Below are 22,013 nucleotides of genomic sequence, written 5' to 3'. Positions count from 1 at the left end.
CGCAAGACTACGCTCTCAGGGGCGGGCTTGTCGCGGTTCTTTCACCAGCTCAATTCTGGAAGCTGCAGGCATCGGACAGCTTGCGATAGCTCACGTCTTCCACCTTGCCGGCCTTGTCGAGGAACTTGATATCCGCCTTGATGACTTTGCAGTCGTCGGTCGGGGTTTCGTTCATGGCCAGGACCTTGGCAATGTTCATCGGCATGCCGTACTGGTACGGCACGGGCTTGACGGCGGTTTGTTGATCGTCAGCCTGGGCCAGGCCCGACACCGCTGCCAGCGTCAGCGCGCTGGCAAACAGTAAAGTGCGCAGTTTCATGGTGGTGCTCCGCAAGTGAGTAGAGCTTCACTCTCGACGTGCGGGATTAACCATCGATTAATACGCGCCTGGCTGACAAAACCTTCATGAAGGCCGCTTTTTCAGCGCAACTGCTGACGATACGGCAAGTCCGGCCCGGTCTTGGTGCAGGTCAGCGCAGCCGCGCGGATCGCGAAACCGAGCAGGCTGTCGATCTGCGCGCGGCTGAGCTGCTGCAACCCCTCCACCGAATCCAGCTGCTGTTCGGTCAGCCATGCAATCAGCGCCGCCTGGAAGGTATCCCCGGCACCCACCGTGTCGGCCATCACCACGTTCAGCGCTGGCTGCGACCAGTTGCCATGCTGACGACTGAACACGCTGGCACCCTCGCCGCCACGGGTCAGGAACACCAACTGGCAACGGTGCTGCAGCCAGCCTTGCAGCACGCTTTCCGGCGACTGGTCGGGGTAGAGCAGGTGCAGGTCTTCGTCGCTGACCTTGATCAGGTCGGCATGCTCGGCCAACTCTGCGATGCGCGCGCGCCACAGCTGGATATCCGGCTGGGGGTTCAGGCGCACATTGGGGTCGAGGCTGATCAGGCGCTTGCCGCTTTCGCGCTTGACCAGGCTCAGCAGGGTGTCGCCAATCGGTTGCACCACCAGCGAGAACGAGCCGATATGCAGCCCGCGCACGTCATCGCCGAGTACCGGCAGATGCGCGACTTCCAGCAACCGGTCGGCACAGCCTTCACCGCGAAAGTTGTACTGCGGCGAGCCATTGGCGCCCACGGCGACCATCGACAGCGTGGTCGGCGCCGCGAATTCCACCAGGAACCGCTCGTCCACGCCTTCATCCTTGAGCACCTGCAACAGGCGCCGCCCGAGGAAGTCGGTAGACAGCCCGCCGAACAGCCCGGCCTCAATGCCCAGGCGGCGCAAGCCCACGGCAACGTTGAACGGTGAACCACCGGCAATCGCCTTGTAATTGACCTTGGAGGCCTGCCCGCTGGCATCCTCCTCGCTGAAAAAATCAAACAGCGCTTCACCACACACCAGATACATAGTCGTTCGCTCTTAAAGGGTTGCCACACGCTGTTGATAATGCTCGTACGCCTGCTGATAGGCCGCAACATGCGCGGCCACCGGCAGGGTAAGGCTGCTCGGGTCGACGCTCACGCATTTGTCGCAGAGGCTGGCCAGCGATTCGCCGCCATGGCTCCACGCCGCCTGGATCGCTGCGCCCAGGGCTGCTGCCTCGCTTTGCTCGGTGCACACCACTGGGGTGTTCATGATATCGGCGACCATCTGCCGCCACACCGGGCTTTTCGAGCCGCCGCCGATCAAACGGATACTCTGGCTTTGCAGGCCGGTCTGGCGCAACAGGTCCAGGCCATAGCGCAGGCCGAACGTGGTGCCTTCGACCACGGCGCGGCAGAGGTTGGCGCGGGTCAGGTTGGTCATGGTCAGGCCGTGCAGGCTGCCGGTAGCGTGGGGCAGGGCGGGGACGCGCTCACCGTTGAGAAACGGCAGCATGCTCACCCCGTCGGCGCCAATCGGCGCGTGTTCGACCAGAGCGTTGAAGGCCGGCAGGTCGAGGTCGAACAGCTCGCGGACCACGCCGGTGGCATTGGTCAGGTTCATGGTGCAGATCAACGGCAGCCAGCCGCCGCTGGATGAGCAGAAGGTCGCCACCGACGCCTGCGGGCTGACATTCGGCTGCTCGGCAAACGCATACACCGTGCCCGACGACCCCAGGCTCATGGTGATCACACCCGGGGCGATATTGCCGGTGCCGATGGCGCCCATCATATTGTCGCCGCCGCCGCTGGAAACCATCGCATTCGGGTTCAGGCCCAGGCGTTCGGCGATGGCGGGCAGGAGGGTGCCGACCGCTTGGTCGGCATCGATCAACTCAGGCAGCGCGGCTTCCAGGCGGCCGCTGGGGTCGATGTGCTGGAGCAGTGCCACATCCCATTCGCGGGTGCGCACATTGAAATAACCGGTGCCCGACGCATCGCCATATTCCGCGACGGCGCGCCCGGTCAGCCAATAGTTGAGGTAGTCGTGGGGCAGCAGGATATGCGCGATACGGGCAAAGATTTCTGGGTGTTGCTCGCGGGTCCAGAGCAATTTGGACACGGTGTAGCCCGGCGCAATCGCCACGCCCAGGCGTTCCAGCGAGCCGCTTGCGCCGCCCAGGTGTTGCAGCAGGCGCTCGTTTTCTGGCGCGGTTTCGGTGTCGCACCACAGCTTGGCCGGGCGCAGCACCTGGCCCTGGTCATCAAGCAGGACCAGGCCGTGCTGCTGGCCGGAAACGCCGATGCCGAGGATGTCCTGACCGTCCACGCCGGCCTGTTGCAAGGCCTGGTGGGTGGCTTGGGTAAAGGCATCCAGCCATTCCTGGGTGTGTTGCTCGCGACGGCCATTGGCGCCACTGAGCAGGGTGTGGTTGGCAGCGCCCAGGCCCAGCACCTTGCCGCTGGCGGCGTCGAGGACGATGGCTTTGGTGCCTTGGGTGCCGCAGTCGATGCCGAGGTAGAGGTTTTGCTGGGTCATGATGGTGTGCTCAGCAGTTTTATTGTTCTGGATTGGAAACCCGGTCAAATGTGGGAGGGGGCTTGCTCCCGATAAGGGAGTGTCAGTTGATGCATCTTTGGCTGACACACCGCTATCGGGGGCAAGCCCCCTCCCACATGTTTAATCGGGTTTCTTCAGGAGGTGCTGCAGTGTTGCGGTGACGCCGTGATCGCGCAAACTTGCATAACCGCGCTCAAACGCTGCCACAAACTCAGGCGAGTTGGGAATAGCCGTGCCAAAAATCTCTTCCACGCCCAACAGGCGTTTGCTGATTAAAGCGTCATCACGCACCAGCCCCTGGCAAAACTCCGCACGCGGGTCAGGGATCGTGTAGCTCACGCCGTTTTCATCCACGCCCTTCAGATACAAGGCCCAGGCCGCGACCACCAGCGCCGCACGCTCGGTCTCACGCCCACCGGCAATCAGGCGGTTGATGGTCGGTACGGTGAACTTGGGAAACTTCGACGAACCATCCGAACACACGCGCTCCAGTTGGTCGGCAATCGCCTGGTTGGAAAAACGCTCAACCAGCGTCTGCTTGTACGCCCTCAGGTCGATGCCCGGCACCGGCGCCAGGTTGGGCGTGACGTCCAGGTCCATGTAGGCGCGCATGTAGGCCACGAACAGCGGGTCGTTCATGGTTTCATGCACAAACCGATAGCCCTTGAGAAAACCCAGGTACGTCAACGCCAGATGGCTGCCGTTGAGCAGGCCGATCTTCATCTCTTCGTAGGGCGTCACGTCATCGGTGAACTGCACGCCAACCTTCTCCCAGGCCGGGCGACCATTGACGAACGTGTCTTCCAGCACCCATTGCACAAAAGGCTCGCACACCACCGGCCAGGCGTCGTCGATACCGTGCTCGTCGTGCAGCTGCAGGCGGTGGGCGGTGCTGGTCATCGGGGTGATGCGGTCGACCATGGCGTTCGGGAAGCTCACGTTGGCCTTGATCCAATCATGCAGCTCGGCGTCATGCAGAGCGGCGAACGCCAGCAAGGCCTTGCGCGTAACGGCACCGTTGTGCGGCAGGTTATCGCAGGACATCACCGTGAACGCGGGCGTGCCGGCGGCGCGACGTTGGGTCAGTGCGGCGCAGATAAAACCGAACACGGTGTGCGGAGCGTCGGGGTGCGCCAGGTCATGCTGGATCTGCGGCAGGTGCGCCATGAACTCGCCGTTGCTGTCGTCGATGCAGTAGCCGCCCTCGGTGATGGTCAGCGAGACGATGCGAATCTCGGGGCTGGCGAGTTTGTCGATCAGCGCCTGGGCGCTGTCCTGGGCCAGCAGCATGTCGCTGATCGCACCGATCACGCGCACCTCGGTGTCGTCGGTGTCGCCCAGTTCATACAGGGTGAACAGGTAGTCCTGGCCGGCCAGGTCGTCGCGGGCCTTGCGGTCCTCGGCGCGCAGGCCGACGCCGCAGATGCTCCAGTCCAGGCCCTCGCCCTGGTTCATCAGCGCATCGGTGTAATACGCCTGATGCGCGCGGTGGAAACCGCCGACGCCGATATGGGCGATGCCCTGCGTGGTGCTGGCAATGGCATAGGCCGGGGTTTTGACTTCCGGCGCCAGTTGGCTGAGGTTCTGTTTATTCAGTTTCATCACAAATCTCACGAAATCAGGCGGCAGCGCGCAGTGGGCGGGCCACGGCCACGCCGTCGGTGTCGAACAGGTGGCAGTGCTGCGGGTTCAGGTGCAACTGCAGCGTTTCGCCGTATTGGCTGGCCATGTCGCCACGAATCCGCATGGTCAAAGGCTCGCCGTTGGCGGTGATGACGTGGCAGAAGGTGTCGCTGCCCAGCCGCTCGCCGACGTCGGCGGTCACTGTCAGGGTGGTTTGGCCAGGGGCGGCGATTTCCAGGTGTTCGGGGCGAATGCCCAGGGTCACTGCACTGCCCACGCTCAGGCTTGGGCCATTCAGCGGCAGGCTGATCAGGGTTCCGGCATCCAGTTGCACGTCGCAGCCCTGGCCTTCGACGCGGGTGACTTTGCCCTTGAGAAAGCCCATCTTGGGCGTGCCGAGAAAGCCCGCCACAAACAGGTTGGCGGGCTGGTGATACAGCTCCAGCGGCGAGCCGACCTGCTCGATACGGCCACTGTTGAGGACCACCACTTTGTCGGCCAGGGTCATCGCTTCAACCTGGTCATGGGTCACGTAGATCATGGTCGCTTGCAGCTCTTTATGCAGGCGCGCCAGCTCCAGGCGCATCTGCACGCGCAGGGCGGCGTCGAGGTTGGACAGTGGCTCGTCGAACAGGAAGATCTTGGGGTTGCGCACAATCGCGCGGCCGATGGCCACACGCTGGCGCTGGCCGCCGGACAGCTGCTTGGGTTTACGCTCCAGCAACGGGCCCAGCTCGAGGATGCGCGCGGCTTCGCTGACTTTGCTCTCCACCAGCTTCTTGTCGACCCCGGCCAAATCCAGCGCGAATGACATGTTCTTGCGCACGCTCATGTGCGGGTACAGCGCGTAGGTCTGGAACACCATGGCCAGGTCGCGCTTGGCCGGGGTGACTTGAGTGATGTCGCGGCCATCCAGTTCGATGGTGCCTTCGCTGACTTCTTCCAGCCCGGCGATCAGGCGCAGCAGGGTGGATTTACCGCAGCCCGACGGGCCTACGAACACCACGAATTCCTTGTCGTTCACTTCCAGGTCGATGCCCTTGATGATCGAGAAACCTTCGAAGCCTTTTTGCAAATTCTTGATTTTCAGGTTGGCCATGATGGGCCCTCCGTTTGGAATTATTATTTAACGGCGCCGAAGGACAAGCCGCGTACCAGTTGCTTCTGGCTGATCCAGCCAAAGATCAGGATCGGCGCGCAGGCCAGGGTCGACACGGCCGACAACTTGGCCCAGAACAAGCCTTCGGGGCTGGAGTAAGAGGCGATCAGCGCAGTCAGCGGCGCGGCACTCGATGAGGTCAGGTTCAGCGACCAGAAGGCCTCGTTCCAGCACAGGATCAGCGACAGCAACACCGTGGAGGCCAGGCCGCCCTTGGCAATCGGCAGCAGCACGCGGACCATTTCCTGCCACAGGGTCGCGCCGTCCAGGCGGGCGGCTTCGAGGATGTCCTTTGGGATGTCCTTGAAGTAGGTGTAAACCATCCACACCACAATCGGCAGGTTGATCAGCGTGTAGATGATGATCAGCGCAATGCGCGTATCCAGCAGGCCCATGCTCTTGGCCAGCAGGTAGATCGGCATCAGCACGCCCACCGGCGGCAGCATTTTGGTCGACAGCATCCACAGCAGCGTGCCCTTGGTACGCTGGGTTTCGTAGAACGCCATGGAGTAGGCGGCGGGCACCGAAATCAGCAGGCACAGCGCGGTGGCGCTGAACGAGATCAGCACTGAGTTCCAGGCGTAGCTGAAGTAGTTGCTGCGCTCGTTGATGTGCAGGTAGTTCTCCAGCGTCGGCGTGAAGATGAACTGCGGCGGTGTGGCGAACGCGTCGATTTCGGTCTTGAAGCTGGTCAGCACCATCCAGAAGATCGGGAAGAAAATCAGGATCGCGATGGCCCAGGCCAACGTGCCGAGCAACAGGCTTTGCAGGCGGCGGGATTGTTGAAGCGTCATGGCGCGGCCCTCAAGGCTTGTCAGTCAGGTTTTTGCCGATCATCCGCACCAGGATGATCGCCGCGATATTGGCGATGACCACGGCAATCAAGCCGCCGGCCGAGGCCATGCCCACGTCGAACTGCACCAGCGCCTGGTTGTAGATCAGGTAGGCGAGGTTGGTCGAGGCGTAGCCGGGGCCACCGTTGGTGGTGGTGAAGATTTCGGCGAACACCGAGAGCAGGAAGATCGTTTCGATCATCACCACCACGGCTATCGGGCGGGCCAGGTGGGGCAGGGTCAGGTGCCAGAAAATCGCGATGGCGCCGGCACCGTCCAGGCGCGCGGCCTCCTTTTGTTCCTGGTCGAGCGACTGCATGGCGGTCATCAGCAGCAGGATCGCGAAGGGCAGCCATTGCCACGAGACAATGATGATGATCGACAGCAGCGGGTAGTGCGCCAGCCAGTCCACAGGTTCTGCGCCGAAAAACTTCCACACGGCGGCGAGAATCCCCGACACCGGGTGAAAAATCAGGTTCTTCCAGATCAGCGCACCGACGGTGGGCATGATGAAGAACGGCGAAATCAGCAACACCCGCACCAGGCCACGGCCGAGGAATTCACTGGCCTCCAGCAGGGCGCTGATCAACACGCCGAACACCACGCTGATCAACAGCACGCTGCCGACCAGTAACAGGGTATTGGTGGCGCCGGGCAGGAAACCCGAGTCGGTGATGAAGTAGCTGAAGTTCTCCAGCCCCACGAACTCGTTTTCACCGGGGTAGAGCAGGTTGTAGCGGATCAGCGAAAAGTACAGGGTCATGCCCAGCGGCACGATCATCCACAGCAGCAGCAAGGCCACCGAGGGGCTGACGAGGAACCAGCCGGGGTTGGCCACACGGCTTTTACGCGGCTGTTCAGGCGCGGCGGTTTGCACTTTGGCAGTGGTGGTATTCATAGGATCAGAACCAGTCAGGTGCATACAGAACGAGAATCGAAGCGCGGTCAGTGTGGGAGGGGGCTTGCCCCCGATAGCGATGTGTCAGTCACATAATCATCAACTGGTAGATTGCTATCGGGGGCGAGCCCCCTCCCACATTTACAGCGGTGTTCCGGCTTTATTTGGGGTAGCCGGCCCGCTTCATTTCACGCTCGGTGGTGGTCTGCGCGGCGGTCAATGCGGCATCCACGGTTTGCTGACCCGTCAGCGCGCCAGAGAAGAACTTGCCGACCTGGGTACCAATCGCCTGGAACTCAGGAATGGTCACCAACTGGATACCGATATACGGCACCGGCTTGAGGGTGGGCTTGGTCGGGTCCGCCACTTTCAGCGATTCCAGGGTCACCTTGGCGAACGGCGCGGCCTTCATGTACTCATCGCTGTAGGTCGACGTGCGCGTGCCTGGCGGCACGTTGGCAATGCCGTCGGTCTTGGCCACGAGCTGGCTGTATTCCTTGGAGGTTGCCCAGGTGGTGAATACCTTGGCGGCATCCTTGGCCTTGGAGCTGGTAGGGATCGCCAGGCTCCAGGAGTACAACCACGAAGTGCCCTTGTCGGTCTTCTCGTGAGGCGCAAAAGTAAAGCCAACGTGGTCGGCCACCTTGCTTTGGGTCTTGTCGGTAACAAACGAGCCGGCCACGCTGGCGTCGACCCAGATTGCGCACTTGCCGCTGTTGAACAGCGCCAGGTTTTCGTTGAAACCGTTGCTGGACGCACCCGGTGGGCCGGATTTCTTCATGTTGTCGACGTAGAAGTTCAGCGCGTCCTTCCACTCAGGGCCGGTGAATTCAGGCTGCCACTTCTCATCGAACCAGCGCGCCCCATAGCCGTTGGCCAGGGTGGTGATCAGCGCCATGTTTTCACCCCAACCGGCTTTGCCGCGCAGGCACAAGCCGTATTGCTCTTTGCTCTTGTCGGTGAGTTTGCTGGCGAATTCGCCGATCTGGCTCCAGGTCGGGCGCTCGGGCATGGTCAGCCCGGCGTTCTTGAACAGGTCGGTGCGGTAATAAGTGATCGAGCTTTCGGCGTAGAACGGCAGGGCGTACAGCGAGCCTTTGACGGACAGGCCATCACGCACGGAAGGGAATACATCGTCGAGGTCGTAGGAAGCCGGCAGGTCCTTCATGGGCTCCAGCCAACCCTTCGCGCCCCAGAGTGCAGCTTCGTACATGCCGATGGTCAGCACATCGAACTGCCCGCCCTGGGTGGCGATGTCGGTGGTGAGGCGTTGGCGCAGGACGTTTTCTTCAAGTACCACCCAGTTCAGCTTGATCTCCGGGTGCTCGGTCTCGAAGGTTTTCGAGAGCTTTTGCATGCGGATCATGTCGCTGTTGTTGACGGTGGCAATGGTCAGGGTTTGCGCGCCAAAGCTGACGGCGCTGAGGGTCATGCAGGTAGTCATGCAGGTGGAGACAAGCAGTGCTTTTGCTGTGAACTTCATCGCGCACTCCATTTCCGCGCCCAGGGGGCTACAGAAGGACAGTTATTGTTGTTGTGTCTTCCCACGGGCAGTCAGGAAGAGTGTGCGTTGATTACAGCCTTCAAATGGGCATATGACAAATCCTTGAGCGCACTGGGACTGATACTTTTTTGCACTGGTGGGCAAATGGCTGAAACGATTTATGCAGACCGGCGCTGATCAACTGTGGGAGCTGGCTCGCCTGCGCTGGCATCACCACGTTCAGGCTGACAGACTCAGCCGCCCGCATCGCGGCGATGCGGCCCCCACGTCAGGCCAGGTTTTTCTCGGTCAGCCGCTGTACCGCCAAGCGGCGATAGTGGGAAGGCGTCATGCCCTTGAGCTGCTGGAAGCGCCGGTTGAAGTTGGAGATATTGTTGAAACCCGACTCGAAACACACATCGGTCACCGCCTTGTCGCCGTCGGCCAGCAACTCGCAGGATTTGCTGATGCGCAAGCGATTGACGAACTCGATAAACGTGCGGCCAGTGGCTTGTTTGAACACGCGGGAAAAGTACGTTGGCTTCATCCCCAAGTGTTCCGCGACTTCCTCCAGCGGCAACTCCCGCGCGTAGTGCGCGAAGATATAGTCCACCGCGCGGTTGGTGCGGTCGACACTATGTTCGTCGGCCACTTGCGGCGTGTTCACGCCAGACAGCAACTGGTAGTCCTCACACGCACTCAGCACTTGCAGCAGGATAAAAAAGTGCCCCAGACGCGCCATGCCTTGGGCGTCCTCGATGCGTTGCATCAGGGTCATGGCCTGGGCGATGGTGTTCTTGCAGCGGAACTCGATGCCGTACTGCGCGCGGTCCAGTAACGGTGTCAGGGTTTTCAGCTCGGCGAAAATATGGCTGCCGCTCTCCAACAGCTCATCGGTGAAATTCACCAGCATGTCGCGTTTTGGCACTACCTCGTCTTCCGCCACCTGGCTGATCCAGTTGTGGGGCAGGTTGGGGCCGGTGAGGAACAGGCTTTCGGGGTAGAAATTACCGATGTAGTCACCGATAAACACCTTGCCCGAGCTGGCGACGATCAAGTGCAGCTCGTATTCCTTGTGGAAATGCCAGCGCACCAGCGGGCAGGGGAAGCCGTGTTGACGATAGATGATGGACAGACCGTTGTGATCGTCCATCAGCTCGTAGGAAGGGTCGGTGATGCGCGTTGCTCGGGTCATGCTGCCGTCGCTTTATTGTGGTTGCTGCGTAGGATAATGCCCCCTCGCGCGCAACCCTGCCAGCCTCGGTGTTTAAAGGCTGCGGTTTTTCGCCTCGATCCACTGGGACATGTACTGCGTACTTTTATGCGCATGGTGGCGCAGCATGCTGCCGGTGAAGTTATCCCGGCGATGGGCGGCGAGGTGGCGGCGGCAGTGTTCCAGGCAGGCGACCAACGCCGGGCCGTGCACACGTTGGTCGTAGCGGCGGGCCAGCAACTGGCGGCCATCTTCCTGGGCCTGGGTCCAGCGTTCGCGGTCCTGGTACAAGGCCACGGCCGCCGTCGCCAGGGTTTGCGCGTTGTGTTCGATAACCCCCGGCCACGGTTGCTCATCGCCCATGGCTTCGGCGCCGATCGGCGTGGTGATATTCGGCGTGCCGCACAGCATGGCGTCTGCCAGCTTGCCCTTGATACCTGCGCCAAACCGCAGGGGCGCCAGGCAGATACGCGCCGCCGTCATTACCTGCAGGGCATCTTCGGCCCAGTTCATCACATGAAAACCCTGTGCGGGGTTATGCAGGGCCGTGGCCTTGGGCGGGGTGTAGGCCCCGTACACATGCAACTGCGCGCCCGGCAATTGCTGGCGGATCAGCGGCCAGACGCTGTTCTTCATCCAGAGCACGGCATCCCAATTGGGCGCGTGGCGGAAGTTGCCGATGCTGAGGAAGTGTGCGCGCTCTTCAAACGGTGCGAAGGCCTCCACGGGCGGTTCCATCATCAGCGGGCACCAGTGCAGCAGGGCCGCGGGCACGTTGAACTGTTCGGTCAGCAGGCGGATTTCCACGTCGGAAATCATCAGGCTGATATCGCAGCGGTAGATCGCCGCGATTTCGCGCTTGGCCAGGTCGGTGTCGGCCATCCGCTGGAATTCTTCTTCCAGTGCAGGGGCGAACAGCGTGCTGAAGTCGTCGCTGTCAGCCTTGAGGTGCTCCTTGAGACGCTGGTGGCGGGCGTCGCGCAGGCTTTGCAGGTCGGAGGTTTCCAACACGCGCAGGGCATCGGGGCAGCATTTTTCGACGCGCCAGCCAAACTGCTCTTCCATCATGAAACGGTCGAACAGCACGATATCCGGGGCCAGTTCGCGGGCAAAATCATCGAAACTGCTGTTGTTCAGTTCGATGGCGCACTCGGCGATGCCCAAGGCAGGCAGGTCGGCCTTGTGTTCGCCGACCGTCGCCGGGCTGCTGAAGGTAATGTCCCAACCTTGCGTCAGAAAGCTCTCAAGAATCTGCATCATATGGCCGCCGGCGGCCGAGGAGCGCGGCTCCGGCCAGACGTAACCAATGACCAGGACTTTGGTGGCGGGCGCATTCATCAACAACGGCTTCCTTCAAGGGCAGGCGCAAAGCGCGCAATTAAACCACAACCCGGCGTCATGACAATTTGCGTCTGGCGGTAGGTAGCTCCCTCACTTTGTGGTTAACTTCCGCCTCTCGAATTCGTTTAATCAAACCCAGCATAAGGATTCTGTTCATGGCTCAAGTCACCCTCCGTGGTAACCCTGTCCAGGTTGAAGGCGATCTGCCACAAGCCGGTACCCTGGCGCCTGAGTTCACCCTGACCGCCGGCGATCTGTCCGACGCCACCCTGGCTACCTTTGCCGGCAAGCGCAAAGTGTTGAACATCTTCCCAAGCGTCGACACGCCGACCTGCGCCACCTCGGTACGCAAGTTCAACGCCCAGGCCAACGAACTGAACAACGCCGTCGTCCTGTGCATTTCCACCGACCTGCCGTTCGCCCAGGCGCGCTTCTGCGGTGCCGAAGGCCTGGAAAACGTCAAGAGCCTGTCGGACTTCCGCAGCGCTGCCTTTGCCGTCGACTACGGCGTGGCAATCGCTGACGGCCCGCTCAAAGGCCTGACCGCGCGTGCCGTAGTGGTACTGGACGAAAACGACAACGTGCTGCACAGCGAACTGGTTTCCGAAATTGGCCAAGAGCCAAACTATGAAGCCGTCCTGGCTGTTTTGAAGTAACTGTTTCGGCGCATTGCTGTCTTTGGGCAGTAACACGCGCAGTAGATGATTGCGGCCTGGCCTAGTCCAGGCCGTTTTTATTTGCACGTCAGGTGCTTAGCGAAATAGCCGAGGCACTAAGCAGCAAAAGTTAAAAGTTGTAAGCCCAAGGTAAATAGCCGGTAAAGGCGCTTTTCTTAATGCGCCCCAGTGCTTATCTTTCAGCCTCCCAAAGAAGAAGCTCTCGCGCCCAATGGTTGATCACTCCATGCAATCCTCCCCCCGTAAGTCCCGCCGCTGGTTGTTCGGCCTGCTTGTGCTGCTGGTAATCGCTGGCCTGTGCTGGAAATTCTGGCCAGGCAGCCACAAGGATGGCGAGGCGCAAAAGCCAGCCGGGCATGCCGGTAAATCGGGGATGATGCGCCCAGGCTTCGGCGGGTCCACCGGCGCGGTGCCGGTGCGCGTGGCGCCGGCGGTGCTGGGGGAGTTCCCGGTGTACTACAAGGCCTTGGGCACGGTCACGGCGCTCAATACCATCAATGTGCGCAGCCGGGTGGGCGGCGAGTTGGTGAAGATCGCCTTTGAAGAAGGGCAGATGGTCAAGGCCGGCGACCTGCTCGCCGAGATCGACCCGCGCAGCTACCAGAACGCTTTGCTCCAGGCCCAGGGCACGCTGATGCAGAACCAGGCCCAGCTGAAAAACGCCCAGGTCGACGTCCAGCGTTATCGCGACCTGTACGCCCAGGACAGTATCGCCAAGCAAACCCTGGACACCGCCGAAGCGCTGGTGTTGCAGTATCAGGGCACGGTCAAGACCAACCAGGGCGCGGTCGACGACGCCAAGCTCAACCTCGAATTCACCCGCATCCGCGCGCCGATCAGCGGCCGCGTCGGCCTGCGTCAAGTGGATGTGGGCAATCTGGTGGCGGCCAATGACACCACCTTTCTCGCGGTAATCACCCAGACCCAACCGATCAGCGTGGCCTTCACCCTGCCGGAAAACACCCTGGAAACCGTGCTTGCCCGCTACCACGCCGGCAACAAACTGCCCGTGGAAGCCTGGGACCGTGGCGACGCGAAAAAACAGGCTACCGGTGTGTTGCAGAGCCTGGACAACCAGATCGACGTCACCACCGGCACCCTGAAATTCAAGGCCCGCTTCGATAACAAGGACCAGGCGCTGTTCCCCAATCAGTTCGTCAATGTGCACCTGCTGGCCGATACCCTGCACAACGTGGTGCTGGCGCCGTCGGCGGCGATCCAGTTCGGCAACGCCGGCACCTTCGTCTACGTGCTCGACGGCGACAAGAAGGTCAAGGTGCAGCCGCTGGTGGTGGGGGATACCGATGGCGAGAACACGGTGATCAAGGAAGGCCTCAAGGCTGGCGACCGCGTGGTGCTGGAAGGCACTGACCGTCTCAAGGACGGCAGCGAGATCGAAGTGGTCAACGACAGCAGTGAAGTGCCGACCACCCCGACCGAACACCTGCAAGGCAAACCAGCGGCGAAAGGGGAGACCGGCACCACCGCCGGCAAGGCGCAAAAGGTCGGTTCATGAACCTCTCGCGACTGTTTATCCTTCGCCCGGTCGCCACCACGCTGAGCATGCTGGCGATTGTGTTGGCCGGCATCATTTCCTATCGCCTGCTGCCGGTGTCTGCCTTGCCCCAGGTGGATTACCCGACGATCCGGGTGATGACCCTGTACCCCGGCGCCAGCCCCGACGTGATGACCAGCGCGGTCACCGCGCCGCTTGAGCGCCAGTTCGGGCAAATGCCCGGCCTCACGCAGATGGCGTCCACCAGCTCCGGCGGTGCGTCGGTGCTGACCCTGCGTTTCAACCTCGACATCAATATGGACGTGGCCGAGCAGCAGGTGCAGGCCGCGATCAACGCCGCCACCAACCTGTTGCCCAAGGACCTGCCGGCCCCGCCGGTGTACAACAAGGTCAACCCGGCGGACACCCCGGTGCTGACCCTGGCGATCACCTCCAAGACCATGCTGCTGCCCAAGCTCAATGACCTAGTCGACACACGCATGGCGCAGAAAATCGCGCAGATCAGCGGCGTCGGCATGGTCAGCATCGCCGGTGGCCAGCGCCAGGCGGTGCGGATCAAGGTTAACCCTGAGGCCCTGGCGGCCAATGGCTTGAACCTGTCGGACGTGCGTACCCTGATCGCTGCGTCCAACGTCAACCAGCCCAAAGGCAACTTCGACGGCCCCACGCGGGTGTCGATGCTCGACGCCAACGACCAGTTGGTGTCGCCCCAGCAATATGCCGACCTGATCCTGGCCTACAACAATGGTGCGCCGCTGCGCCTCAAAGACGTGGCGCAGATTGTCGATGGCGCCGAAAACGAACGCCTTGCCGCCTGGGCCAATGAGAACCAGGCCGTGCTGCTGAACATCCAGCGCCAGCCGGGTGCCAACGTGATCGAGGTGGTGGACCGCATCAAGGCGCTGCTGCCGAGCATCACCGACAATCTGCCGGCGGGCCTTGAGGTGGCGGTGCTGACCGACCGCACCCAGACCATCCGCGCGTCGGTCACCGACGTGCAACACGAATTGCTGATCGCCATTGCCCTGGTGGTCATGGTGACGTTCCTGTTCCTGCGCCGGGTCAGCGCCACGCTCATTCCGTCGATTGCCGTGCCGCTGTCGCTGGTGGGCACGTTTGGCGTGATGTACCTGGCCGGTTTCTCCATCAACAACCTGACGTTGATGGCCCTGACCATCGCCACCGGGTTTGTGGTGGACGATGCGATCGTGATGCTCGAGAACATCTCGCGTTACATCGAGGAAGGCGAGACGCCGATGGCGGCGGCGCTCAAGGGCGCCAAGCAGATCGGTTTCACCCTGATTTCCCTGACCCTGTCGCTGATCGCCGTGTTGATCCCGTTGTTGTTCATGGCCGACGTGGTAGGGCGGCTGTTCCGCGAATTTGCCATCACCCTGGCGGTGGCAATCCTGATTTCCCTGGTGGTGTCGCTGACCCTCACGCCGATGATGTGCGCGCGGTTGCTCAAGCGTGAGCCCAAGGAAGAAGAACAGAGCCGCTTCTACAAGGCCAGCGGCGCCTGGATCGATTGGCTGATCGCGCGTTACGGGAGCATGTTGCAGTGGGTGCTCAAGCACCAGCCGCTGACCCTGCTGGTGGCCATCGCGACCCTGGGCCTCACGGTGTTCCTCTACATGGTCGTGCCCAAGGGCTTTTTCCCGGTGCAGGACACCGGCGTGATCCAGGGTATTTCCGAAGCGCCGCAGTCCATTTCCTTTGCGGCGATGAGCCAGCGCCAGCAGGATCTGGCCAAGATCATCCTCGCCGACCCGGCCGTCGAGAGCCTGTCTTCCTACATCGGTGTGGACGGCGATAACGCCACCCTCAACAGCGGGCGTTTGTTGATCAACCTCAAGGCCCACGGCCAGCGCGACTTGAGCGCGGCCGAGGTGATCACCCGCCTGCAACCGGAAATCGACAAGCTGGTGGGCATCCGCCTGTTCATGCAGCCGGTGCAGGACCTGACCATCGAAGACCGCGTCAGCCGCACCCAGTACCAATTCAGCATGTCCTCGCCGGACGCCGACCTGCTGGCGCTGTGGAGCGACAAGCTGGTGCACACCCTGAGCCAGATGCCGGAACTCACCGATGTGGCCAGCGACCTGCAGGACAAAGGTTTGCAGGTGTACCTGGTGATTGACCGCGATGCGGCCTCGCGCCTGGGCGTGAGCGTGTCGACCATCACCGACGCGCTGTACGACGCCTTTGGCCAGCGGCAGATTTCCACCATCTACACCCAGGCCAGCCAGTACCGCGTGGTGCTGCAGGCGCAATCGGGTGAAACCCTGGGCCCGGCGGCGCTGAACCAGATCCATGTGAAAACCACCGACGGCGGCCAGGTGCGCCTGTCGAGCCTGGCCCATGTGGAGCAACGCCAGGCCCAGTTGGCGATTGCACATATCGGCCAGTTCCCGGCGGTGATGATGTCGTTCAACCTGGCGCCCGGCGTCGCCCTGGGCAAAGGCGTGGAGCTGATCAACCAGGCGCAGAAGGATATCGGCATGCCGGTGGGCGTGCAGACGCAATTCCAGGGCGCGGCCCAGGCGTTTGAAGCCTCGTTGTCGAGCACCTTGCTGCTGATCCTGGCGGCGGTGGTCACCATGTACATTGTGCTGGGCGTGCTCTACGAGAGTTATATCCACCCGATCACGATTCTCTCGACCTTGCCGTCGGCAGCCGTAGGGGCCTTGCTGGCCTTGCTGCTCAGTGGCAATGACCTGGGGATGATCGCGATCATCGGCATCATTTTGCTGATCGGTATCGTGAAGAAAAACGCGATCATGATGATCGACTTCGCCCTCGACGCCGAGCGCAACCAGGGCCTCGACCCGCAGACCGCGATCTATCAAGCGGCGCTGTTGCGTTTCCGGCCGATCCTGATGACCACCCTGGCCGCGTTGTTTGGTGCGGTGCCCTTGATGCTTGCCACCGGCTCCGGCGCTGAGCTGCGCCAGCCTTTGGGCCTGGTGATGGTCGGCGGTTTGCTGGTGAGCCAGGTGCTGACGCTGTTCACCACGCCAGTGATCTACCTGTACTTCGATCGCCTCGGCCGTCGCTGGCGCAAAGAACCGCAAAGCCTGGAGCCGGTTGAGTCATGAACCTGTCCGGACCGTTTATTCGCCGGCCGGTAGCGACCCTGCTGCTGAGCCTGGCGATCATGCTGCTGGGCGGCGTCAGTTTCAATCTGCTGCCGGTGTCGCCGTTGCCGCAGATCGACTTCCCGGTGATCGTGGTGTCGGCCAGCTTGCCGGGCGCGAGCCCCGAGGTCATGGCCTCTACCGTAGCGACGCCGCTGGAGCGCTCGTTCGGCGCGATTGCCGGCATTACCACCATGAGCAGTTCGTCGAGCCAGGGCTCGACCCGGGTGATCCTCGCGTTCGACTCCGACCGCGATATCAACGGCGCGGCGCGCGAAGTGCAGGCGGCCATCAATGCCTCGCGCAACCTGCTGCCCAGCGGCATGCGCAGCATGCCCACCTACAAAAAAATCAACCCGTCGCAGGCGCCGATCATGGTGCTGTCGCTGACCTCGGACGTGTTGCAGAAGGGCCAGCTGTACGACCTGGCCTCGACCATCCTGTCGCAAAGCCTGTCCCAGGTGCCGGGTGTGGGCGAAGTGCAGATCGGCGGCAGCTCCCTGCCGGCGGTGCGCATCGAGCTGGAGCCCAAGGCCCTCGACCAGTACGGCGTGGCCCTGGACGATGTGCGCAACACCATCGCCAATGCCAACCAGCGTCGGCCCAAGGGCTCCCTGGAAGACAGCGAGCGCAACTGGCAGATCCAGGCCAACGACCAGCTGGAAAAAGCCAAGGACTACGAACCGCTGCTGATTCGCTACCAGGACGGCGCCGCCCTGCGCCTCAAGGATGTGGCCAAGATCACCGACGGCGTCGAAGACCGCTACAACAGTGGCTTCTTCAACAATGAGCCGGCGGTGCTGCTGGTGATCAACCGCCAGTCCGGCGCCAACATCATCGAAACCGTCAAGCAGATCAAGGCACAACTGCCGGCCTTGCAGGCGGTGCTGCCGTCCAGCGTCAAGCTCAGCCTGGCAATGGACCGCTCGCCGGTGATCACCGCCACGTTGCACGAAGCCGAGATGACCCTGCTGATCGCGGTGGGGCTGGTGATCCTGGTGGTGTACCTGTTCCTGGGCAATTTCCGCGCCTCGCTGATCCCTACGCTGGCGGTGCCGGTGTCGCTGGTGGGGACGTTCGCGATCATGTACCTCTATGGCTTTTCGCTGAACAACTTCTCGTTGATGGCGCTGATTCTTGCCACCGGCCTGGTAGTGGACGACGCCATCGTGGTGCTGGAGAACATTTCCCGGCATATCGACGAGGGCGTGCCGCCGATGAAGGCCGCGTACCTGGGCGCCGAGGAAGTCGGCTTTACCTTGTTGTCGATGAACGTGTCGCTGGTGGCGGTGTTCCTCTCCATCCTGTTTATGGGCGGGATCGTCACCAACCTGTTCCGGGAGTTTTCCATCACCTTGTCGGCGGCGATCATCGTGTCGCTGATCGTCTCGCTGACCCTCACACCGATGCTCTGCGCGCGTTGGCTCAAGCCCCATGTCAAAGGGCGGATGACCGGCCTGCAGCGCTGGAGCCAGAAAATCAATGACCGCATGGTGGCCGGGTACGCCACCAGCCTGGATTGGGTGCTGCGCCATCGCCGCCTGACCCTGCTCAGCCTGTTGCTGACCATCGGCGTGAACGTGGCGCTGTACGTCGTGGTGCCGAAAACCTTTATGCCGCAGCAGGACACCGGCCAGTTGATCGGGTTTGTGCGCGGTGATGACGGGCTGTCATTCAGCGTGATGCAGCCCAAGATGGAAACCTTCCGCAAGGCCGTGCTCAAAGACCCGGCAGTGCTCAGCGTGGCGGGGTTTATCGGCGGTAACAACGGCACCAACAACGCGGTGATGCTGGTACGCCTCAAGCCGATCAGCGAACGCAAGCTGTCTGCCCAGGCGGTGATCGAGCGCCTGCGCAAGGACGTGCCGCTGGTGCCGGGCGGGCGCCTGTTCCTGATGGCCGACCAGGACCTGCAGTTTGGCGGCAGCCGCGATCAGTCCAGTGCGCAGTATTCCTACATCCTGCAAAGTGGCGATCTGGCGGCGTTGCGCCTGTGGTACCCGAAAGTCGTCAGCGCCTTGCGCGAGCTGCCGGAGCTGACCGCCATCGATGCCCGTGAAGGCCGCGGGGCGGCGCAGGTCACGCTGATTGTCGATCGCGACCAGGCCAAGCGGCTGGGCATCGACATGGACATGGTCACGGCGGTGCTCAACAACGCCTACAGCCAGCGGCAGATTTCCACCATCTACGACAGCCTCAACCAGTACCAGGTAGTGATGGAGGTCAACCCCAAGTACGCCCAGGACCCGATCACCCTCAACCAGATGCAGGTGATCACCTCCACGGGCGCGCGGGTGCCGTTGTCGACCATTGCCCATTATGAAAACAGCCTGGCGGATGACCGCGTCAGCCATGAGGGCCAGTTCGCGTCGGAAAGCATCGCCTTCGATATGTCCCCCGGGGTTACGGTGGAGCAGGGCACTGCCGCGATTGAACGGGCCATTGCCAAAGTCGGCTTGCCGGAAGACGTGATCGCCAAGATGGCCGGCACCGCCGATGCCTTCGCCGCGACGCAAAAAGGCCAGCCGTTCATGATCCTCGGCGCACTGGTGGCGGTGTACCTGGTGTTGGGCATTCTGTATGAAAGCTATATCCACCCACTGACGATCCTCTCGACCCTGCCGTCGGCCGGGGTCGGCGCCATGCTTGCCATCTACCTGACCGGGGGCGAGTTCAGCCTGATCTCGCTGCTCGGCCTGTTCCTGTTGATCGGCGTGGTCAAGAAGAACGCGATCCTGATGATCGACCTGGCCTTGCAGCTGGAGCGCAACGACGGCCTGGGTCCGCTGGAATCGATTCGCAGCGCCTGCCTGCTGCGTTTGCGGCCTATCTTGATGACCACCCTGGCGGCCATCCTCGGCGCCTTGCCCTTGCTGCTGGGCACGGGCGACGGTGCGGAAATGCGCCACCCCCTGGGCCTGACCATCATTGGCGGCCTGGTGTTCAGCCAGGTCCTGACCCTTTACACCACCCCGGTGGTCTACCTCTATCTCGACCGCGCGCGCCACCGCTTCAACGCCTGGCGCGGCGTGCGTACCGATGCTGCCCTGGACACTGCGCTATGACCGACTCAATCAACGCCCCCGTAGGCACCGGTTCCCCGTGGCGAGCAGGCTTGCTGTGGCAAAAAAGCTTACTGTGGCAAAAAAGCATACTGTGGCAAGGAAGCTTATTCTGGCAAGGACGCTTACTGTGGCGAGGGGGCTTGCCCCCGTTGGGCTACGCAGTAGCCCCAAAAAAACTAGAGAGCGCGTCGCCCTCCAGCAGCAGCAATCGCCCTCGCCACTACAAGGCTGCGCCGCTTGTGGTGACGATGCTTTGCGGCGCACTGCTCAGCGCCTGCGCCGTCGGCCCGGACTACAAACGCCCGGAAGTCATCGAACCAGCGCAATTCAAGCAAGCCCAGGGCTGGCGCCAGGCCACCCCAAGCGACTCCCTCGCGCGTGGCGCCTGGTGGGAGTTGTACGGCGACCGCCAGCTCAATGACCTGGTGCTGCGCCTGAACAATTCCAACCAGACGGTGGCCCAGGCCGAGGCGCGTTTCCGCCAAGCCCAGGCGCTGGTGCGCAGCTCGCGTGGGGCGTTTTACCCCAGCGTCGACCTGAGCGTCGGTAAAACCCGTGCCAGCCAGGGCACCGGCAGCAGCAGCGCCAGCCTCAGCAGTTCGAGCAGCGGTATCCGTGACACCCTCAACGCGCAGTTGGGCGTGAGCTGGGAAGCGGATGTCTGGGGCAAGCTGCGCCGTGGCCTGGAGGCCAACGAGGCCAGCGCCGAGGCCAGCCTGGCCGACCTGGCCGCGATGCGCCTGAGCCAACAATCGGAACTGGTGCAAAGCTACCTGCAACTGCGCGTCATGGATGAACAGACGCGCCTGCTGCAAGCCACGCTGGAGACGTACCAGCGCTCCCTGCAGATGACCGAAAACCAGTACCGCGCCGGTGTGTCCGGCAAGGACGCGGTGGCCCAGGCGCAAACCCAGCTCAAGACCACCCAGGCCAGCCTGATCGACCTGATCTGGCAGCGCGCCCAGCTGGAAAATGCAATTGCCGTGTTGATCGGCGAAGCCCCCGCCAACTTCAACCTGGCGGTGAGCAAAGACATCCCGGCACTGCCGCAGATCCCTGTGAGCCTGCCGTCGCAACTGCTTGAACGCCGCCCGGACATCGCCTCGGCCGAACGCTCGGTAATCGCCGCCAACGCCAACATCGGCGTGGCCAAGGCCGCCTATTACCCGGACCTGAGCCTGAGCCTGGCTGGCGGCTATTCCAGCAGCACCTACGCCGACTGGATCAGCCTGCCGAACCGCTTCTGGTCGGTGGGGCCAAAACTGGCCATGACCCTGTTCGACGGCGGCCAGCGTTCGGCGGAAGTCGACCGCAGCGTGGCGTCTTATGACGAAACCGTGGCCAAGTACCGCCAGACCGTACTCGACGGCTTCCGTGAAGTGGAAAACTACATGGTGCAGCTCAAAGTGCTGGAAGACGAAGCGGTGGTCAGCAACGAAGCGCTTGAAGCCGCGCGTGAGTCGCTGCGCTTGACGCAGAACCAGTACAAGGCCGGGTTGATTGCCTACCTCGATGTGGTCACGGTCCAGGCGACGGCACTGAGCAATGAACGCACCGTACTGACCTTGCTGCAGACGCGATTGGTGGCAAGTGTGCAACTGATAGCAGCGCTGGGTGGTGGATGGGACGGGCAAACCGGAGAAGTTGAGAGGGATTGATTGGCGGCGCTCGGCACCTTGCTCCGCGCCAACCGTGTATTTGCAGTACACGGTCAACCCTGTGGGAGCGGGCTTGCTCGCGAATGCGGTGGATCAGTTGATGAAAATGCCAACTGACCCAGCGCATTCGCGAGCAAGCCCGCTCCCACATTTGGATCTCCATGCATCAGGGATACACCAAGCTGCTGTTGATCTGGCCCTTACATCCTTTGCGCTGACGAAGTCAGCGATCTTTTGATCCAAGGCTTTTGATCGTGATCTTGATCTTGGGCGCCCCATTAAACACGCTGGCCGCACGCAGGCTTGAATCCGTGGGTAACCCGGCAGGACGCCGGGTTAGCCGCGCTGGGCCAAGGATGGCCCATCGCGGCGGCCCACGGATTCAAGCCGGAGTGAGGGCACACCGAGCCCAGGCGAGGTGCCGAGTGTTGGGGCAAGAGCGTTTTGGTTACTTTTGCGCTTTTCAAAAGTGACCCGCTGTAAGAGCGGAACCAAGCCCCCCGCTACCCAAATAACGGATAAGCCCCGGCCCCAAC

Annotated in this window: 15 protein-coding genes; 5 read left to right on the top strand and 10 right to left on the bottom strand. The window is 62.1% G+C overall.

The window, feature by feature from the left end; translation table 11 throughout:
- Nucleotides 1-49: 49 nt before the first annotated feature.
- From GIW02_RS21655 to GIW02_RS21610, 10 genes are all read right to left on the bottom strand, one after another.
- Nucleotides 50-319 carry a DUF2790 domain-containing protein gene (locus tag GIW02_RS21655; protein WP_236419027.1) on the bottom strand — a complete coding sequence of 90 codons (270 nt, stop codon included), beginning with the start codon at nt 317-319 and terminating at the stop codon, nt 50-52.
- A gap of 101 nt (nt 320-420) precedes the next feature.
- Nucleotides 421-1,359: a carbohydrate kinase family protein gene (locus GIW02_RS21650; RefSeq protein ID WP_236419025.1), complete on the bottom strand. Its 939-nt coding sequence runs from the start codon at nt 1,357-1,359 to the stop codon at nt 421-423.
- 12 nt (nt 1,360-1,371) lie between these two features.
- Entirely contained in the window at nt 1,372-2,853 is a 1,482-nt protein-coding gene (xylB, locus tag GIW02_RS21645; RefSeq protein ID WP_236419023.1) for a xylulokinase, read from the bottom strand.
- A 141-nt stretch (nt 2,854-2,994) separates the two neighbouring features.
- Nucleotides 2,995-4,476, bottom strand: coding sequence for a mannitol dehydrogenase family protein (locus GIW02_RS21640; RefSeq protein WP_236419022.1), 1,482 nt, complete (start codon nt 4,474-4,476; stop codon nt 2,995-2,997).
- 16 nt (nt 4,477-4,492) lie between these two features.
- Entirely contained in the window at nt 4,493-5,596 is a 1,104-nt protein-coding gene (locus GIW02_RS21635) for a sn-glycerol-3-phosphate ABC transporter ATP-binding protein UgpC (RefSeq protein WP_236419019.1), read from the bottom strand.
- Nucleotides 5,597-5,619: 23 nt separating this feature from the next.
- Nucleotides 5,620-6,450, bottom strand: coding sequence for a carbohydrate ABC transporter permease (locus GIW02_RS21630; RefSeq protein WP_076952384.1), 831 nt, complete (start codon nt 6,448-6,450; stop codon nt 5,620-5,622).
- 10 nt (nt 6,451-6,460) lie between these two features.
- Nucleotides 6,461-7,387 carry a carbohydrate ABC transporter permease gene (locus GIW02_RS21625; protein ID WP_236418001.1) on the bottom strand — a complete coding sequence of 309 codons (927 nt, stop codon included), beginning with the start codon at nt 7,385-7,387 and terminating at the stop codon, nt 6,461-6,463.
- A 160-nt stretch (nt 7,388-7,547) separates the two neighbouring features.
- Nucleotides 7,548-8,831: an ABC transporter substrate-binding protein gene (locus GIW02_RS21620; RefSeq protein ID WP_456361668.1), complete on the bottom strand. Its 1,284-nt coding sequence runs from the start codon at nt 8,829-8,831 to the stop codon at nt 7,548-7,550.
- 328 nt (nt 8,832-9,159) lie between these two features.
- Nucleotides 9,160-10,065, bottom strand: a complete 906-nt coding sequence (locus GIW02_RS21615; RefSeq protein ID WP_236417998.1) for an AraC family transcriptional regulator — start codon at nt 10,063-10,065, stop codon at nt 9,160-9,162.
- A 72-nt stretch (nt 10,066-10,137) separates the two neighbouring features.
- Entirely contained in the window at nt 10,138-11,421 is a 1,284-nt protein-coding gene (locus GIW02_RS21610) for a glycosyltransferase (protein WP_236417997.1), read from the bottom strand.
- 158 nt (nt 11,422-11,579) lie between these two features.
- Here GIW02_RS21610 and tpx point away from each other — a divergent pair, with 158 nt between their 5' ends.
- The 5 genes from tpx (at nt 11,580) to GIW02_RS21585 (ending at nt 21,477) form a co-directional block, all read left to right on the top strand.
- Complete coding sequence (gene tpx / locus GIW02_RS21605; RefSeq protein WP_236417996.1) at nt 11,580-12,080, top strand: thiol peroxidase; 501 nt, start codon at nt 11,580-11,582, stop codon at nt 12,078-12,080.
- Nucleotides 12,081-12,312: 232 nt separating this feature from the next.
- Nucleotides 12,313-13,617, top strand: a complete 1,305-nt coding sequence (locus GIW02_RS21600) for an MdtA/MuxA family multidrug efflux RND transporter periplasmic adaptor subunit (RefSeq protein WP_236417994.1) — start codon at nt 12,313-12,315, stop codon at nt 13,615-13,617.
- Entirely contained in the window at nt 13,614-16,715 is a 3,102-nt protein-coding gene (locus GIW02_RS21595) for an MdtB/MuxB family multidrug efflux RND transporter permease subunit (protein WP_236417993.1), read from the top strand. Before GIW02_RS21600 ends, GIW02_RS21595 begins: the two co-directional genes overlap by 4 nt.
- Complete coding sequence (locus GIW02_RS21590; protein ID WP_236422061.1) at nt 16,712-19,819, top strand: efflux RND transporter permease subunit; 3,108 nt, start codon at nt 16,712-16,714, stop codon at nt 19,817-19,819. The genes GIW02_RS21595 and GIW02_RS21590 overlap by 4 nt, the downstream gene beginning before the upstream one ends.
- Before the next feature lie 248 nt (nt 19,820-20,067).
- Complete coding sequence (locus GIW02_RS21585) at nt 20,068-21,477, top strand: efflux transporter outer membrane subunit (protein ID WP_236419886.1); 1,410 nt, start codon at nt 20,068-20,070, stop codon at nt 21,475-21,477.
- Nucleotides 21,478-22,013 lie beyond the last annotated feature (536 nt).

Source organism: Pseudomonas syringae (genome assembly GCF_021606685.1).
In the GTDB taxonomy this organism is placed as follows: domain Bacteria; phylum Pseudomonadota; class Gammaproteobacteria; order Pseudomonadales; family Pseudomonadaceae; genus Aquipseudomonas; species Aquipseudomonas syringae_R.
The sequence above is the reverse complement of the archived record's forward strand: the minus strand, read 5'-3'. Positions and strand labels throughout refer to the sequence as shown.

Bases quoted from the DNA above. Each gene is read 5' to 3' on its own strand.
- GIW02_RS21650 (WP_236419025.1), bottom strand. From the start codon at position 1,359: ATGTATCTGGTGTGTGGTGAAGCGCTGTTTGATTTTTTCAGCGAGGAG.
- GIW02_RS21620 (WP_456361668.1), bottom strand. From the start codon at position 8,831: ATGACTACCTGCATGACCCTCAGCGCCGTCAGCTTTGGCGCGCAAACC.
- GIW02_RS21585 (WP_236419886.1), top strand. From the start codon at position 20,068: ATGCTTTGCGGCGCACTGCTCAGCGCCTGCGCCGTCGGCCCGGACTAC.
- GIW02_RS21625 (WP_236418001.1), bottom strand. From the start codon at position 7,387: ATGAATACCACCACTGCCAAAGTGCAAACCGCCGCGCCTGAACAGCCG.
- GIW02_RS21635 (WP_236419019.1), bottom strand. From the start codon at position 5,596: ATGGCCAACCTGAAAATCAAGAATTTGCAAAAAGGCTTCGAAGGTTTC.
- GIW02_RS21615 (WP_236417998.1), bottom strand. From the start codon at position 10,065: ATGACCCGAGCAACGCGCATCACCGACCCTTCCTACGAGCTGATGGAC.
- GIW02_RS21600 (WP_236417994.1), top strand. From the start codon at position 12,313: ATGGTTGATCACTCCATGCAATCCTCCCCCCGTAAGTCCCGCCGCTGG.
- tpx (WP_236417996.1), top strand. From the start codon at position 11,580: ATGGCTCAAGTCACCCTCCGTGGTAACCCTGTCCAGGTTGAAGGCGAT.
- xylB (WP_236419023.1), bottom strand. From the start codon at position 2,853: ATGACCCAGCAAAACCTCTACCTCGGCATCGACTGCGGCACCCAAGGC.
- GIW02_RS21590 (WP_236422061.1), top strand. From the start codon at position 16,712: ATGAACCTGTCCGGACCGTTTATTCGCCGGCCGGTAGCGACCCTGCTG.
- GIW02_RS21655 (WP_236419027.1), bottom strand. From the start codon at position 319: ATGAAACTGCGCACTTTACTGTTTGCCAGCGCGCTGACGCTGGCAGCG.
- GIW02_RS21640 (WP_236419022.1), bottom strand. From the start codon at position 4,476: ATGAAACTGAATAAACAGAACCTCAGCCAACTGGCGCCGGAAGTCAAA.
- GIW02_RS21630 (WP_076952384.1), bottom strand. From the start codon at position 6,450: ATGACGCTTCAACAATCCCGCCGCCTGCAAAGCCTGTTGCTCGGCACG.
- GIW02_RS21595 (WP_236417993.1), top strand. From the start codon at position 13,614: ATGAACCTCTCGCGACTGTTTATCCTTCGCCCGGTCGCCACCACGCTG.
- GIW02_RS21610 (WP_236417997.1), bottom strand. From the start codon at position 11,421: ATGAATGCGCCCGCCACCAAAGTCCTGGTCATTGGTTACGTCTGGCCG.